The organism is Lentzea atacamensis (assembly GCF_003269295.1).
Classification (GTDB): Bacteria; Actinomycetota; Actinomycetes; order Mycobacteriales; family Pseudonocardiaceae; genus Lentzea; species Lentzea atacamensis.
The window spans coordinates 372026-387852 of the sequence record NZ_QLTT01000005.1 but is presented as its reverse complement, the minus strand read 5'-3'; the positions used below and the strand labels follow the sequence as shown (position 1 = coordinate 387852).

General features: G+C 69.6%; 15 protein-coding genes. 6 read left to right on the top strand and 9 right to left on the bottom strand.

Annotated features, from left to right (window positions below; translation table 11 throughout):
- Window positions 1-93: 93 nt before the first annotated feature.
- On the bottom strand, window positions 94-1782 hold the full coding sequence (locus tag C8D87_RS24400) for an acyl-CoA dehydrogenase family protein (RefSeq protein WP_112228511.1): 1689 nt from the start codon (window positions 1780-1782) through the stop codon (window positions 94-96).
- Window positions 1783-1923: 141 nt separating this feature from the next.
- Here C8D87_RS24400 and C8D87_RS24395 point away from each other — a divergent pair, with 141 nt between their 5' ends.
- Window positions 1924-3003 (top strand): WD40/YVTN/BNR-like repeat-containing protein, encoded by a 1080-nt coding sequence (locus C8D87_RS24395; protein ID WP_112228510.1) that lies wholly within the window; start codon window positions 1924-1926, stop codon window positions 3001-3003.
- Window positions 3000-3284: a MoaD/ThiS family protein gene (locus C8D87_RS24390; protein ID WP_112228509.1), complete on the top strand. Its 285-nt coding sequence runs from the start codon at window positions 3000-3002 to the stop codon at window positions 3282-3284. The genes C8D87_RS24395 and C8D87_RS24390 overlap by 4 nt, the downstream gene beginning before the upstream one ends.
- Before the next feature lie 616 nt (window positions 3285-3900).
- Here C8D87_RS24390 and C8D87_RS24385 read toward each other — a convergent pair.
- Both C8D87_RS24385 and C8D87_RS24380 read right to left on the bottom strand, forming a co-directional pair.
- The gene (locus C8D87_RS24385) at window positions 3901-4701 is read right to left on the bottom strand and encodes an alpha/beta fold hydrolase (RefSeq protein WP_215732462.1); all 801 of its coding nucleotides are present in this window, start codon (window positions 4699-4701) and stop codon (window positions 3901-3903) included.
- 66 nt (window positions 4702-4767) lie between these two features.
- A complete protein-coding gene (locus tag C8D87_RS24380; protein WP_112228507.1) occupies window positions 4768-6234 on the bottom strand; it encodes an aromatic amino acid ammonia-lyase in 1467 nt (488 codons plus the stop codon).
- Between the two features lie 30 nt (window positions 6235-6264).
- On the opposite strand from C8D87_RS24380, the gene C8D87_RS24375 reads away from it, so the two are divergent.
- Window positions 6265-9240 (top strand): DEAD/DEAH box helicase, encoded by a 2976-nt coding sequence (locus C8D87_RS24375; RefSeq protein WP_112228506.1) that lies wholly within the window; start codon window positions 6265-6267, stop codon window positions 9238-9240.
- Window positions 9233-10063 (top strand): SWIM zinc finger family protein, encoded by an 831-nt coding sequence (locus C8D87_RS24370; protein WP_109642069.1) that lies wholly within the window; start codon window positions 9233-9235, stop codon window positions 10061-10063. Before C8D87_RS24375 ends, C8D87_RS24370 begins: the two co-directional genes overlap by 8 nt.
- Here the strand turns inward: C8D87_RS24370 and C8D87_RS24365 are convergent.
- The 6 genes from C8D87_RS24365 to C8D87_RS24340 form a co-directional block, all read right to left on the bottom strand.
- Window positions 10060-10239, bottom strand: coding sequence for a hypothetical protein (locus tag C8D87_RS24365; RefSeq protein ID WP_112228505.1), 180 nt, complete (start codon window positions 10237-10239; stop codon window positions 10060-10062). The genes C8D87_RS24370 and C8D87_RS24365 overlap by 4 nt on opposite strands.
- A complete protein-coding gene (locus C8D87_RS45280) occupies window positions 10240-10425 on the bottom strand; it encodes a hypothetical protein (RefSeq protein ID WP_146771854.1) in 186 nt (61 codons plus the stop codon).
- 350 nt (window positions 10426-10775) lie between these two features.
- On the bottom strand, window positions 10776-11033 hold the full coding sequence (locus tag C8D87_RS24355) for a GlsB/YeaQ/YmgE family stress response membrane protein (RefSeq protein WP_411711457.1): 258 nt from the start codon (window positions 11031-11033) through the stop codon (window positions 10776-10778).
- Window positions 11034-11110: 77 nt separating this feature from the next.
- A complete protein-coding gene (locus tag C8D87_RS24350; protein WP_112228503.1) occupies window positions 11111-11593 on the bottom strand; it encodes a hypothetical protein in 483 nt (160 codons plus the stop codon).
- Window positions 11594-11642: 49 nt separating this feature from the next.
- Entirely contained in the window at window positions 11643-12878 is a 1236-nt protein-coding gene (locus C8D87_RS24345) for a TolB family protein (protein ID WP_112228502.1), read from the bottom strand.
- 40 nt (window positions 12879-12918) lie between these two features.
- Window positions 12919-13956: a DUF2786 domain-containing protein gene (locus tag C8D87_RS24340; protein ID WP_112228501.1), complete on the bottom strand. Its 1038-nt coding sequence runs from the start codon at window positions 13954-13956 to the stop codon at window positions 12919-12921.
- Window positions 13957-14018: 62 nt separating this feature from the next.
- On the opposite strand from C8D87_RS24340, the gene folP reads away from it, so the two are divergent.
- Window positions 14019-14855 carry a dihydropteroate synthase gene (gene folP / locus C8D87_RS24335; RefSeq protein ID WP_112228500.1) on the top strand — a complete coding sequence of 279 codons (837 nt, stop codon included), beginning with the start codon at window positions 14019-14021 and terminating at the stop codon, window positions 14853-14855.
- A gap of 1 nt (window position 14856) precedes the next feature.
- Window positions 14857-15795, top strand: coding sequence for a hypothetical protein (locus C8D87_RS24330; RefSeq protein WP_112228499.1), 939 nt, complete (start codon window positions 14857-14859; stop codon window positions 15793-15795).
- Window positions 15796-15827 lie beyond the last annotated feature (32 nt).

Here is a 15827-nt window from a genome sequence, read left to right as displayed (position 1 = left end):
TCCTGTCTTCGGAGAGCGGCGGCGTCTCATGAAAACGTTTGTGGAACACGCGCGTCAAGGGGGCGAAGCTGTCGCTTCGCCCCCTTTGTCTGGCTACGGGCGCATCTCGTACCGGCCGGACAGCGCGGCGACCTGCTCCCACACGGCGTCGAAGCGGGCCTGGTCGACGTGCGGCTTGCGGATCTGGCCGACGGCCCACTGCTGCTGGGCCTCGGTGCTGCTGGCCTTGCCGTGCAGCGCGGTCGCGTACCCGGCGAAGTCGCGGACCAGGACGTCGAAGATCTGGTCGAGGACGGCCGCGTCGGTGCCGGTGATCTTCGCCTGCTCGAGCACCAGCTGGCCGTAGACGACCAGGGTGAAGAGGTGGCCGAGGTTCAGCAGGAAGTCGAGGTCCTGCTGCTGCTTCTCGTCCGGCGCGGCGGTGGTGAGCAGGGTCTTGATGGCCTTGGCCTGCTCGTGGAAGAGGGCGACGTTCGGCAGGTGTGCGTGCTCGGTGTAGATCGGCTCCCAGTCGTGGAACTGGATCTTGCCGAGGCCGCGCGCGGGGCCCTGGTGCCAGAAGAAGTCGTCGTCCGTCGCGTCGTGGCGGGTGGGGACCTCGTCGTAGGCCTTGGGGTTGAAGAGGTAGTTCGGCATGAACTTCAGCACCAGAGCCAGGTTGACATGCACGGTGCCCTCAAGTTTGGGCAGCGCGCGGATGTCGGCCGTGGCGCGGGTGAAGTAGGTGTCCTTCTCGAAGCCCTTGGCGGCGATGACGTCCCAGAGCAGGTCGATGACGTGCTCGCCCTCGCTCGTGACCTTCATCTTGGTGATGGGGTTGAAGAGGAGGTAGCGGCGGTCGTTCTCGTTGGCGCTTCGGAAGTAGTCGACGCTGCGGTCCGCGAAGAGCTTCATCGCGGTGAGGCGCGCGTACGCGTCGACGAAGTTCTGGCGCACGTGCGGGAAGTTCGTGACCGGGTTGCCGTAGAGGATCCGGTTGTGGGCGTGGGTGATCGCCTCGTAGAAGGAGTGCTCGCAGATGCCGATGCTGGCGGTGCAGAGGTTGAACTTGCCGACGTTGACGGTGTTCAGCGCCGCGGAGAAGGCGTCGGGGCCGCGGTGCAGGATGTCGGCGTCGGTGAGCGGGTAGTCCTCGAGGCGGAACTCGCTCACGAACATCTGGCTGTCGACGACGTTCTTGATCAGCTTGAAGTTCTCGTGCTGGCTGTCGACGGCGAAGAAGACGTACTCGTCGCTGTCGCCGAGCTTGCCGAAGACGCTGACCATGCCGGCGACGTTGCCGTTGCCGATGTAGTACTTGCTGCCGTTGGCTTTGTAGCCGGTCTCCGTCTTCGTGACGATCATGTCGGTGCTGTAGACGTCGGCGCCGTGCTCCTTCTCGGAGAGGCCGAACGCGAAGATCGCGCCGCTGTCGAGGAGGGCGGCCGCCTTCTGCTTGGCCTCCTCGTTGCCGCTCATCCAGATCGGGCCGAGGCCGAGGACGGTGACCTGCCAGGCGTACCAGTACTGCAGGCCGTAGAACCCGAGCACCTCGCTGAACGCGGCGTTGCGGGCGGCGTCCCAGCGCTTGGTGCCGTCGACGCTCGCGGGCGTGCAGAAGGTGGCGAAGAGCTTCTCCCGCTTCACGAAGTCCAGGAACTCGGTGTACCAGACCTTGTCCTGCGCGTCGGCGATCAGCTGCCGCTTGCCGCGGGCCTCGAACCAGTCGACGGTCGCCCTGAGCAGGCGTCGGGTCTCGTCGTCGAGGTGGGCGGGGTCGTAGTGGTTCGGGTCGAGCAGCACTGGCGCCTCCTTCGTCTCCGTTCGGACGCTACCAGTGAGTAACTTGTGGGTCTACGTGGGGTTTCCCGCACGCCCAGAAATTGTCAGACCCCCGGCGTAACGTGCTCCGCATCACATCTTTCACCAGGAGGTCGTGTTGAGATGACGGTGGTCGTGGCGATCGGTACGCGCAAGGGACTGTGGCTCGCCCGCAGCGAGGATCGGGTCACCTGGCAGGTCGACGGACCTCACCACGTGATGCAGGAGGTGTACGCGGTCGCCTTCGACACCCGCTCCGGCCTGCGCCTGCTGACAGGCGTGTCCTCACCGCACTTCGGGCCGGGTGTGTCCATTTCGGACGATCTGGGGGTCACCTGGGAGGAGCCCGCCGAGCCGCCGATCGCGTTCCCGGTGGACGACGCGGCTCTGGAACGCGTGTGGCAGCTCCAGCCGGCCCCGGCGTCGCAGCCGGGCGTCGTGTGGGCGGGCACCCAGCCCTCCGCCCTGTTCAAGTCGACGGACGGAGGCCGTTCGTTCGAGTTCGTGGAGGGCCTGTGGAACCACCCGCACCGCCCTGAGTGGGACGCGGGCTTCGGCGGCCAGGCGGTCCACACGATCGTGCCGGACCCGGTCGATCCCGACCGCGTCCTGGTGGCGATGTCGACCGGCGGCGTCTACCGCACGACCGACGGTGGCAAGTCCTGGGAGGCCCGCAACAAGGGCATCAAGGCGTACTTCTTCCCCGACCCGTGGCCGGAGTTCGGCCAGTGCGTCCACAAGGTCGCCCAGCACCCGTCCGAGCCCTCGCGCTTCTACGCCCAGAACCACCACGGCGTCTACCGCAGCGACGACGGCGGCGACTCCTGGCAGTCCATCGCCGACGGCCTGCCCACCGACTTCGGCTTCGCCATGGTCGTCCACCCGCACGACCCCCAGACCATCTTCACCTTCCCGATCGAGGCGGACGGCCGCCGCTTCCCACCGGAGGGCAGGTGCCGCGTCTACCGCTCGCGCGACGCCGGTGCTTCGTGGGAGGCCCTGGGCAACGGCCTGCCGGACAGCTTCTGGACAGCCGTGATGCGCGACGCCATGTGCACCGACAACGCCGAGGTCGCCGGCGTCTACTTCGGCTCCCGCTCGGGCGAGGTCTACGCGAGCCCGGACGAGGGCGAGACCTGGCACCTGGTGGCCGCCCACCTGCCGGACGTGATGTCGGTACGGGCAGCGGTGATCCCGACGTGAGGGTGACGGTCCTGATCCCAGGCGTCCTCCGCACCGCGACGAACGGCGCCTCCCACCTCGACGTGGACGTGCCAGAGCCCGCCACCCTGGGCGCCGCCCTGGACGTCCTGGCCGACACCTACCCGGGCCTGGACCGCCGCTTGCGCGACGAACGCGCAGCCCTGCGCCGCTACGTGAACTTCTACGTCAACGGAGAGGAGTGCCGCCGCCTCTCCGGCCCAGCCACCCCGCTCCCAGCCGGCGCCGAGATCCAGATCCTGCCCTCGGTGGCAGGCGGCTGACGCCCAGGCCGGGTTGCGCCGCACCGGGGATGGCGGCGCAACCCGGCCCCGCCCGCGATCGCGTCCAGAAGCCACGCGTGGCCACCCAGCCACGGCTGGTCCCGGGCTGCGCTGCATCACCACGCCGGTCCGGTGGGAACAGCGGGGTGGCCTGCCGCGCTGGGTTGCGTCGCCTCGCTGCTCCGCCTGCGATCGCATCCCTGGGCCACGTGTGGTTGCCCAGTCACGGCTGGTCCCGCGCTGGGCTGCATCGCCACCACACTGCTCCGGCGGAAACAACCGGGCGGCCTGCCGCGCCGCGGTGGGAGAGGGCAGGGCGTCGGCTTCGTCGGTCTGCGGGAACTCCGGCGTGTCCGGATCAGCAGTTTCACTGGCGTGCGGCGACTTCGCCTCGTGCGAACCGCCCAGGGTTTCACGGGTGTGCGGCCACCCCGGCTCGTGCAGCTTGGTTCACCAGCGTGCGGCACTTCCTGCACGTGCGGCTCGGCCAACCAGCGCGCGGCAGCTCCAGCCCGGCCAGCGTCACCGGCGTGCGCCAACCCTCGTGTCCAGCGCGGCCAGCTCCACCAGCAACCAGCACAGTCCAGCCGCGCCAGGTTCCTTCACCGACCGGCAGTCAGTCGGCCAGGAAGTCCGCCACCGCGTCCCGGAAGAACGCCGGGTCGTCGAGCCACGGATAGTGCGCGGCGCCGGGCTGTACCACCACGCTGTTGCGCGGGAACAACCGAGCCGCCTTCTCCGCCGCCGCAGGTGAAGGCAGCGCGTCGACACCGCCGGCCAGCAGCAACACCGGCACGTCCAGCCCGGCCAGCTCCTCCGGCGTCGCGACCGGAGCACCGGCCGCGTAGTAGTCGGCGGCCGCGTTGGGCAGTCGCATGGCGTCGCATGCGCGGGCGTGTTCCTGTGCCGCGTCGTCCCAACGCGCGTAGAAGAAAGGAGTCACCGCAGCCCAATCGCTTCCTGCGGCACTGCCGGCGAGCACGGCCTCGATCGCGTCCTTGACCGCCGGGTACCAGGGTTCGTCCGACCGGGACTCCGCGCTGGCCCGCAGTTTCGCCAGGTCCGGTCCGAAGCCGAGCGAGCGCAGGCTGGGCGTCACGAGCACCAGGCGCCGCACGTGCGACGGGTACCGCAGGGCGTAGCGGATGGCGATGGCCGCGCCCGCCGAGTGCGCCAGCAGGTCCACCGGGTCGAGGCCGGCCTGCGCTCGGTAGGCCTCGATGTCGTCGATGTGCAGGTCGAAGCGCAGCTCTGCCGGGTCGGCTGGGCCGGACCTGCCGGTGCCGCGCAGGTGCAGCAGATGCAGGCGCGCGGGGAGGCCGCCGAGGTCGCCCAGGTACGACGGGGCGAGCAGCGGGCCTCCCGGCACGACGAGCAGAGGTGCGCCGGAGCCGAGTTCATCGTGTGCAAGACCCATGCAGAAGATCATCACATCGTGTGGAGGTGCCCGAGGCCGCTTTGCCCACACAACTGAAGTAGGCGCTCAGCTGGCGGCGAAGTCGTCGAGCAGCGCCGAGGCGACCTCCACGTCCGGGCTCAGCTGGCGGTCGGACACGTCCGGGTTGAGCTTCGCCTCGGCTGCCTCGAAAGCGGCGCGCAACGCCGGGGTGTCCGGGGTGATGCCGCGCAGCCGCAGGGCGCGCACGGCTGCGACGATCTCGCAGGCCAGCACCAGGCGGAACGCTCCCAGCGAGCGCAGGGCCTGGGACGCGGACTGGAAGGCGAAGCTGGAGTTCTCCTCCTGGCCGCGCGACACCACGGCGTTGCCGATGCTCGCGGGCTCGGCGAGGGTCCTGACCTCCGCCAGCGCGGAGTTGGCGCTGTACTCCAGGATCATCACGCCCGAGCTGCCGGGCACGCCCTCGGCCAGGAACGGGCGCAGGCCCGTGAAGTTCGGCTCGACCAGGGTGGCGAGGCGGGCCGTCGACAGGTGGCCGGTGTGCAGCATCGACAACCGCAGGCGGTCCAGGGCCTGGCCGAGGTACGCGCTGTGGAAGGCGCCGTGGTGGTACGCGGCGTCGTCGGCGGGTCCGAAGTGGTCGGCGACGATCAGCGGGTTCTCGGCGGCGGCGTTGAACTCGACGTCGAGGACTCGGCCGAGGTCGGTGGCGGCGTCGACGGCCGGGCCGTGGATCTGCGGGAAGCAGCGGTAGCCGAACGGGTCCTGGATGCGCGCGGCCGGGCGGGACGGGGTGCCGAGCAGGCGGCGCATCTCGGCGGCCACCGCCACCTGGCCGGGGTGGGGGCGGCCGAGGTGGACGCGTTCGTCGTAGGCCTCGACGGCTCCGTCCACGGCGAGGAACGACAGCGCCGCGACGACGTGGGTGGCCTTGAGCAGCTGGTGCGCGTCCTGCCAGGCGAGGCCGGCCATGCCGATGGTGAGGGCGTTGCTGCTGATCAACGCGAGCGCGTCGCCTGAGTCGAGCTCGATCGGGTCGGGCGTCTGCGTGGAGCCGAGCCAGTAGCGCTCGCCGAGCAGGGTCAGGCCGGTTTCGGCCAGCGCGGTGAGGTCGCCGGTGCCGATGGCGCCGTACTCGTGCACGCCGGGGTAGCAGCTGCTGTTCAGGGCGGCCTGCAGGGCGTCGGTCACGGATCTGCGCACGCCGGCGCCGCCCGCGAGGAGCTGGTTGAGGCGCACGACCATCATGGCGCGCACCTGTTCCTCGGGGAGCATGCCGCCGAGGCCGCCAGCGTGGCTGCGCAGCAGGCGCAGGCCGTGTTCGGCCCAGCCCTCGGTGCTGACGATCTGGTCGCGGTTCGCGCCGACGCCGGTGGTGCGGCCGTAGACCTGTCGTCGCACCACGAGGCGCTGGCTGGCGCGCCATGACGCTTCGAGGCGGTCGAGTCCGTCGGCGTGCAGGGCCACCGGGGCGTGGTACCTCGCGACGCGCACCACGTCGTCGGCGCCGAGGGACTGACCGTCCAGCACGACAGGGGAGTCATCGACCATGGCCCCAATGTGAGCACATAGGGTTCAACGGTGCTCGTACTGCATGGCCTGTGTACGACCGACGGCGTCCTGGCGCTGTGGGCCGAGGACTCCGGGCTGCCCGCGCGCAGTGAGAGCACGCGGCGGGACGCGCCGCATCCGTTCGCCGCGACGGCCGAGTCGCTGGCCGCCGCGCTCGGGCAGGAAGCGCTCAAGACGACCACGCGGGGATTGTTGCTGCCGTCGTTCTCGTCGGGTCCGATGGCGTCGCCGGAGCTGGTGCGCGACCCGCTGGCGACGGGACGCGCGCAGCGCGGCAAGGTCCAGCTGCGGCAGTGGGGCGTGCCGACGATCCGCCTGACGGCCAAGCCCGAGGTCGGCGCCGAGATGCGGCTGAGCGACTCCGCGCGGTTCGTGTTCGACGTGGCGGCGTTCGCCGCCGATCTGGTCGACCGCGGTCGCGTGCTGCCGGCGGTCGCTCCTGACCAGGCCGTCGCGCGGTGGGTGCCGGTGCTGTCGGGCACGGACTCGGCGCGGTTCGCGGCGCTGCAGACCGCGATGCCGCCCGCGTGCCGGTGCGAGGAGGTCGTCAGCGACCCGGCCGAGCTGGTGCGCGCGGCGCTCACGACCGCGGTCGACGAGCAGGTCAGAAGCCGCTTGCACGGCATGGGCCTGGCACCAGCTCATCGCGGCCGGGTGACGACCGCGGAGGCTTGGCTCGCCGCGCTCACCGGGGAGCCTGCGTTCGACGCGGACCCGGTCGAGCTCTACGAACTGCGCGAGCAGCTGGACCGGTGGCGGCAGAGCGCGGGGAACGAGAGCCCGGTGCGCACGTGCTTCCGGCTGCGTTCGCCCGAGCAGCGCGACGAGGACGAGTGGGCGATCGAGTTCCTGCTGCAGGCCGTCGACGAGCCGAGCGTGCTGGTGCCCGCGCACCAGGTGTGGTTCGCGGACGACGGCGTGCTGCGGCGCTGGATCCCGGCACCGCAGGAGCACCTGCTGGCCGACCTCGGGCGGGCGAGCAGGCTGCACCCCGACCTCGACGAGGCGTTGCGCGGGTCGCACCCGGCCGAGATGGAGGTCGACGCGGACGGCGCGTACCGGTTCCTGACGGCGGCACCGGTGCTGGCGCAGGCCGGGTTCGGCGTGTTGCTGCCGTCGTGGTGGCAGCAGCGGGTGAGGCTGGGCCTCAAGCTCGCGACGAAGAGCCGTGGCACGGCCGGAACCGTCGCCAAGGAGAGCGAGATCGGCTTGAAGTCCATTGTGGACTACAAGTGGGAGCTCGCACTCGGCGAGGACACGCTCACCGATGCCGAACTGGCCGAGCTCGCCAAGGCCAAGGTGCCGCTGGTGAAGGTGCGCGGGCAGTGGGTGCAGGTCGACCAGAAGCGCCTCGCGGCGGGGCTCGCGTTCCTCAAGCGCGGTGGCGGCCAGATGACCGCGGCCGAGGTGATGCTCCACAGTGGACATACCGAGGAGGACGAGAGCCTGCCGCTGCCGCTGACCTCCGTCGAGGCCGACGGCTGGCTCGGGGACCTGTTGTCGGGCAAGGCGGACGAACAGATCGAACCCGTTGAGCCACCGCAGAACTTCGGTGCACAGCTGCGCCCGTACCAGCAGCGCGGCCTCGCGTGGCTCGCGTTCCTCGACAAGATCGGCCTGGGTGCCTGCCTGGCGGACGACATGGGCCTCGGCAAAACCGTTCAACTGCTGGCACTGGAAGCGCTGAACCGCGCCCACGGCAAGCGGCCGCCGACGTTGCTGATCTGCCCGATGTCCGTGGTCGGCAACTGGCAGCGCGAGGCGGCCAGGTTCACCCCGGACCTCTCGGTGCACGTCCACCACGGCTCGGACCGCCTGGACGGCGACGCGTTGCGCGAAGCCGTGGAGAGCCACGACCTCGTGCTCACGACGTACGCGCTGGCCGCCCGTGACGCCGAGGCGCTCGGCGACCTCACCTGGGACCGGGTGGTGCTCGACGAGGCGCAGAACATCAAGAACAGCGCGACCCGCCAGTCCCAGGCGGTGCGCGGGCTCAAGGCACGCCACCGCGTCGCGCTGACCGGCACCCCGGTGGAGAACCGGCTGGCCGAGCTGTGGTCGATCATGGACTTCGCCAACCCCGGCGTGCTCGGCACGATCAACACGTTCCGAGCCCGCTTCGCCGTCCCGGTGGAGCGCCACAACGACCATGACGCCGCCGCCCGCCTGCGCAAGATCACGAATCCCTTCGTGCTGCGCCGCGTGAAGACCGACCCGCGCATCATCAGCGACCTGCCGGACAAGGTGGAGATGCGCCAGCTGTGCAACCTCACCACCGAACAGGCCTCGCTCTACCAGGCCGTCGTCAACGACATGCTGGAGAAGATCGAGGAAGCCGAAGGCATCGGCCGCAAGGGCCTGGTGCTCGCGACGATGTCGAAGCTCAAGCAGGTCTGCAACCACCCGGCGCACTTCCTCGGCGACGGCTCGCGCGTCGCCGGCCGCTCGGGCAAGCTCGCGCGCCTCGAAGAAGTGCTGGAGGAAGTGCTCGCCGAAGGCGACAAGGCGTTGTGCTTCACGCAGTTCACCGAGTTCGGCAGCATGCTCGTGCCCTACCTGGCCGCACGCTTCGACACCGAGGTGATGTTCCTGCACGGCGGCACGAACAAGGCCGCGCGCGACCGCATGGTCGAGCGCTTCCAGGAAAAGCGCGGCCCGTCCCTCTTCCTGTTGTCGCTGAAGGCAGGCGGCACCGGCCTCAACCTCACGGCCGCCAACCACGTGATCCACCTGGACCGCTGGTGGAACCCCGCGGTCGAGGACCAGGCGACCGACCGAGCGTTCCGCATCGGCCAGCGCCGCAACGTCCAGGTCCGCAAGTTCGTCTGCATCGGCACCCTCGAAGAACGCATCGACACCATGATCGAGGAGAAGCGCGCACTGGCCCAGCTCGTCGTGGGCGCCGGCGAGAACTGGCTCACCGAGCTGTCGACCGCTCAGCTCCGCGATCTGCTGACGCTTTCCGGGGAGGCCATCGGTGAGTGAGCACTGGTCCGGCGAAGGCCCCCGCTACGGCAAGACCATCAAGGTGGACAACGGCCTCAAGGCCAAGAGCAAGCGCGGTGACATCGGCGCCACCTGGTGGTCGCGCCGCTTCATCGAGGTGCTCGAGTCGTTCGGTATGGGCGGCCGCCTGACCCGAGGCCGCAACTACGCGCGCCAGGGCCAGGTCCTCTCCCTCTCGCTGTCCACGAGCATGGTCATCGCCCTGGTGCAGGGCTCACGCCCCACCCCGTACAAGGTGCGCATCGCCATCAAGGCGTTCACCACCCCGGAATGGCAACGCATCGAACACGCTCTGGCCGGCAAGGCCCTGTACGCGGCCAAGCTGCTGGCCGGCGAGATGCCGCCGGACATCGAGACCCTGTTCGCAGATCTCGGCCTTCAGCTCTTCCCGTCCTCCTCCCGCGAGCTGACGATGGACTGCACCTGCCCGGACTGGGAGGTGCCCTGCAAACACCTCGCCGCCACCTGCTACCTGCTCGCCGAGTCGTTCGACAGCGACCCGTTCGAGATCTTCGCCTGGCGCGGACGCAGCCGCGACGACCTGCTCGAACGCCTCCGCATGCTGCGCGGCGCCAGCACGCGTGCCGTCGCCGCCCGCGAGGAGGCGCCGCCGCTGACGAAGTGCCTCGACACGTTCTGGCAGAAGCAGACCGCGACGAGCCTCAACCTCGGCGACCCCACGGCGGTGGTGCGCGTGGACGCCGTTCTCGACCAGCTCGACGCCGTCCCGATCACGGTCCGCCGCTCGAACCTCGTCGATCTGCTTCGCCCGGCCTACCTCGCGTTGCAGCCAGGCGACTAGAGCAGCTCGCTCACCGACCGCCAGGTGAACGGTTCGGTCCAGCCCTCGTCGCGCCGCAGCCACGCGGTGAAGGTCGCGTGGACCTTGTCCGCCGACACCGTCATCGTCTGGAAGTGCTCGACGGGTGAACCGGCGCGGTGCTCGAGCTGGTGCAGGCCGCCGGGGCGTTGCCACACCTAAACGTGGGTGTGGTCGTCGTCGGCCTCGGACAGGACCACGACGTTCTCGCGAGCCATGCCGAGGACTGCCGCCTCGATCCGGCCGGCGGTCGGGTTCCGGACGCGGCGGATCCGGGTTCCTTCCAGGACGGCACGGCGGCGCTCGGTCATGCCACATGTGGCACCGAGTGCTGCCTGGGTCACGGGCGGGATCCGTTGGTAGCGCTGCGATCCTGCCGCGGTGAGGGTCGGCGACCGTTGTTGGCCGCGCGGTCCGCGCGCGTGGAGCGGCGGAAGGCGAGGCGGCTGGAGGCCTTGCCGCAGTCCTGGGATCTGTTGGTGGTGCCGTGGTCTGACAGGTTGGCTGCGGTGGACCGCGTGGCACGGGCGACGAGCGGCGGTTGGCTGCCCGTGCGGTGCGGCTTGTGGGAGTGGAGGGCTGGGGACCCGTTGTTCGCCTTGCGGTCCGCGCGCGTTTGAGCGGCGGAGGGCTGGGCGGCTCGGGTCGGCCGGCCTGGTGGGTGGACGGGCGGCGCGGGGCCGCCCTTGCCCGGTCAGCGGGGGAGTTTGGGCCTGGAGCGGTTGGCCAGGAGGGTCACGCCCGCACCGGCCAGGCCCACCTGGAGCGCCAGCTCGATCCAGTCGATGCCCGAGGTGTGGGCCACGCCCAGCACCGTGGCCGCCGCGGTGCCCAGCAGGGCTGCGACGATGCCCACCAGGATGGTCACCAGCAGTGAGACCTGCTGCCTGCCGGGGACCACCAGGCGGCCCAGGCCGCCGATGACGGCTCCGACGAGCAGTGCTGTGAACAAGCCGCCGATTTCCACTGTTACCCCCTGAGACTCTGGTGCCTGCTGCTCCAGGGTCCGCCGGGCTCGGGTGTGGGGAATCAGGTCTTTCCCTGAGTGGTCCCTGACATCGACCCCAGCAGGGTGGCGGCCGCGGCTGAGAGTTCGCGGCCGGGGATGTCCGGGTCGCAGCCGACCCGCGCCAGGCGGGCGCGGATGGCGGTGGGGGAGCGTTGCATGTCGTCGGCGATGGACCTGATCAGTGCCGGCGCCGGGTCGTCGGTCGGCGTGAGCCAGGCGGTGCGCAGTTCGGTGTCGAGGGAGTCGGTCCAGGGCTGGTTGGCGTTGGAATAGCGGGACGGGCGGCCACGCAGGCGTGTGTGGGCGCCCAGGACGCGCGACAGGAGTTTGCCGATCGTGGCGCCGCCCTCGACCGGCAGTCGGAGGCGGCCGTCCGCGATCACCTCTCCCGAGTCGAGCGCTCCCAGCAGTTCCAGCGTCAGGGACTCCGCGGAGTCCGTCGTCGCGCTCAGCCGGTAGTTGACCTCGCCGAGCTTGATCTCGTTGTGGTAGGTGGATGTCATGGGGTTGACGTTAGGGAGGGGGTCTGACTCTTTTTGCCGGGGAGGCCCTTCAGATGCGGTTGTGCAGAAGGAGTTCACTCGAAGGGGTGGGGGTCAGGTTCGTCGCCTTCGAGGAGAACACCACGGAGCGGCCGTCGGCACTGATCGTCGGCGCCAGCGAGAAGTTGTTGCCCTGCTTGCCGAATCGCTCGCTCAGGCGCGTCACCGACCCCGAAGCCATGTCCTTCAGGAACACGTCGTCCACGTTGTTGGTGTCCCGGCGCACCAGATTTGACGCCAACGACGAGAACACGACGAAACGGCCGTCCGCGCTCACCGACGGCTGGTACGGCTGAGCGTCCGACACCGTCCCGTCAGCGCGCGTGTTCACACGCGTGATCGCCTTGGTGCGCAGGTCTTTCATGAAGATGTCCGGAGTGTCCTCGGTGTCACCGGGCACCAAAGTGTCGCCCCACGCCACAAACAACACGCGCGAGCCATCGGGCGTGATAGCGGGCATCAGCGTGTAGGAAGACGTTTGCACGCCATCAGCAGACACGTTGACCCGTTCCACCGCACCGGAAACGACGTCCTTCACGAACATGTCGACACTGCCGTTCGTGTCATCAGGCACCAGGTTCGTTGCGGCGGAGGGGAAGACGACGAGCCGGCCGTCAGCACTCATCGCGAGGCCGTGGTGCACCAGCTTGTCGCCCTGCGCACCCGACGCCGACGTGCTGATCCGCGTCACCTTCCCCGACGCCCGATCCGTCAGGAACACGTCCGCCACGCCGTTGGTGTCGCCCTCCACCAATGTCGACGCCTCGGACCGGAACGCCACATAACGCCCATCAGCACTGATGGCCGGGCTACCGAACGCAGGGCCGTTGCCACCGCTCACGCGCTCAACGCGCCCCGAAACCATGTCGGTCACGAACACGTCGTCAACGCCGTTGGTGTCACCGGCCACCAGGTTCGCCGCGGACGACACGAACGCCACGAACCGCCCGTCCGCGCTCAGCGCGGGCGGATCGAACGAAGGCCCATCGCCACCACGCGACGCCGACCGCACGGCACCGGTGCGCAGATCCTTCACGAAGACGTCGGACACACCGTTGCGGTCTCCGCGCACGAGGTTCGACGCGAGAGAGGGAAAAGCGACATAGCGCCCATCAGCGCTGATGACCGGTGTAGTGGAGTCACCGTTGCCCCGCGTCAGTGGTCTGAGCAGCGAGAACGACGCGGAAGCTGACGACGAGAAGGTCACCGCGAGCACCGCGGCAACAGCAAGAGACTTCCCGAACAAGGACGTGCACCACCCTAGGTCGCGGGGCGGCGCCGTCAGCTTAACCGGAAGTCACGGAACTTCGACCGGTACCGATGTCGGCGATGTCCGCCGCGGCGAGACCCGCACCCCATCCGGCCGCCGACCGCACCGTCACGCGCGAGGTCCGCGTCCGCGTGAACATCTCGTCGAACATCGTGTCCACGGCCTTCTTGCGGTCGGCCAGCACCGGCAGCAACCGCTCGTCCGAGACCGCGGGCGCCTCGGTCAGCCGCTCACCGATCCGCGTCGCGTAGGCCACCAGGAACGACTTCCGGAACGGCCGCGAGCGCGCCTCACTGCCCTTCCCGGCCTGCCCGCCGACCGCCACCATCGCCCGCGTCGCCTGCACGAGCAGCGACGTCGACAGCAGCTCCACGCTCTCCAGGTCCACCTCGTCGCCCACCAGCGCGACGAACCCGAACCCGTCATAAGCGACCGCGCGGGACCTGAAAGCCGACGCCACCACCTGCACGAGCTGCGACTTCTCCTTGAAGTAGCTCTTGTCGAGCCACATCCGTCGCGACGTCGCCAGCGCCGGCAGGTCCGCGTCGAGCATCGCCCGTTCCAGCGCGTGCCGGTTCATCAGCTCCTGCGCCTTGCCCGACAATGCCTCCGCTTCCTCCGGGAACGAGGTCGACTCGGCCTTCGCGAGCAGCGCGCGCACCCGGTTGAGCACCTTCTGGTCCACACCCGCGCGCACGGCTGACACGAGCCCAGCGCCCGGCAACGGCAGGATGCGCGGCAACGTCGGGAACCGCATGAGGAACCGCAACAGCTCCGCCGCCGTATGAGACGCATACGCCAGTGTCTCGATGTGGCGTGTGGCCCACGCCTCCAGCAGCGGACCTTCCCACCACACAGAGGCACCGATCTCGTCCAGCTGACGTCGCCAACGCGGGTGCACGGTCGCCTCGACATGAGGCGAACAGGACAAAGCGATCACGTCGACCACGAGAGAGGTGGCCGACTCATCGAGTGAACGCGACACCATCTCGCGAACGTCGTACGGCAGCCAGCCCCGCTGCCAAAGTGCGTCGACCGCTTTCACCAGTTCCACGCGAGGCAGTATGAGACCTCCGCCATGTGCCAAGGCCGGGGACCACCTGGTAGACACGGGATGTGATCGAGCTCCAGTTCCGCGGCCGGACCGTCGTCCGTGACCGCGCGCTGGTGATGGCGATCATCAACCGCACCCCGGACTCCTTCTACGACAAGGGCGCCAACTACGCCGAGAACGTGGCGATGGAGGCCGTGCACCGCGTCGTGGAGGAGGGCGCGGACATCGTCGACATCGGTGGCGTGAAGGCGGGCCCCGGCGACGTCGTCGACTCCGGCGAGGAAGCGCGCCGCGTCGTGCCGTTCATCGCCCGCGTGCGCGAGGCCTATCCGGACCTGGTCATCAGCAGCGACACGTGGCGGGCGGACGTCGGCAGGCTCGCCTGCGAGGCCGGTGCCGACCTGCTCAACGACACGTGGGCGGGCGCGGACCCCGGGCTGGCCGAGGTCGCCGCGGAGTACGGCGCCGGGTACGTCTGCTCGCACACGGGCGGTGTGAAGCCCAGGACGCGCCCGCATAGGGTGAGCTATCCGGACCTCGTGGCGGACGTCATCGCGGAGACGACCGCGCACGCTGAGCGAGTGGTCGCGCTCGGTGTGCCGCGCAAGAGCGTGCTGATCGACCCCACACACGACTTCGGCAAGAACACATGGCACAGCCTGGCGCTGGTGCGGCACACGGACGAGCTGGTGGCGACCGGGTGGCCGGTGCTGATGGCGTTGTCCAACAAGGACTTCGTCGGGGAGACCCTCGGCGTGGAACTGCACGAGCGCGTCGAGGGCACCCTCGTCGCGACTGCGATCGCGGCGGTGGCGGGCGCCGCGGTGTTCCGTGCGCACGAAGTGGCGCGCACAAGACGAGTACTCGAGTCCGTCGCTCGACTTGAGCTGGAGGTATGAGGTGGACGACGTCTTCGCCCGGTTTTCGGAGAACCGGTGGGACGACTTCCTCGACGAACTCGACAAGATCCGCGTGAGCGTGGTCGATCCCGCGGAGCGGCCGCAGATGAAGGCGACCGCACGGCGTGACGCGCGGGAGGCGGGCTCTCAGCCGTTGCTCGTGCGGATGGCCATCGCGGACCACTACCTGAACCTGCTCGCCATCGGCGTGTGGGCGGGCGACGAGAGCTGGCGCGCGGACCTGCGTGACCTGGTGGGCACTCTCGTGCCCGAAGGCGACGAGTCACGTGACGACGGCCTGTTGAGCTCTGTCATCGCCGTGGTGCTCGCACAGCTGTTGCAGGACGCACGGCTGCGCGGTGGTTCCGAGGCGGACGTCATCGCACGTGCGGCGTGGGAGAAGGCCCAGGAGTGGGCGGCCTACGCGGAGGACCGGCACGTCGAACGCCTCCTGCACGCCTCCACGGAGGCCGGTGCACGCGTCGTGACGGCCTCCGAGGTGCAGGAGGTGGTCGAACTGGCCACGGCCGCCGCGGACGACCAGCACGCCGAGACCCTCGCCGCGCTGGAGGCGGAAGGTCTCAACGCCGAGGTCATGAACGGCGTGTGGGTGGTGGACGGCGACTTCCGCAACCCCGTCCGGGCGGCCGCACGCGCGATCACCCTCACGGGCTACGGGTGCGTGCTCGCGCGCAACGAACGCCAATCCGCCGTGATGCTGTGGCACGAGAACACGCTCGCCATGGCGGACTCGAAGGTGCCGCGCTGGCGCGTCTACCCGATCCTCGCGCCGGTCACCCCGCAATCGAAGTTTTCCGGCGGTGAAGGCCTGCCGGCCACCCGTGACACCCACCCGCTGGCACCCGCTCCGGAAGTCGTGCGCCGGTTGGCGGACGCCGTTGGTGTCAACCTGTCTCATCTGCTGGCGGCATTGCGGTGAAAGGGTGATCTTTGACTTTCCGCAACCTTCAC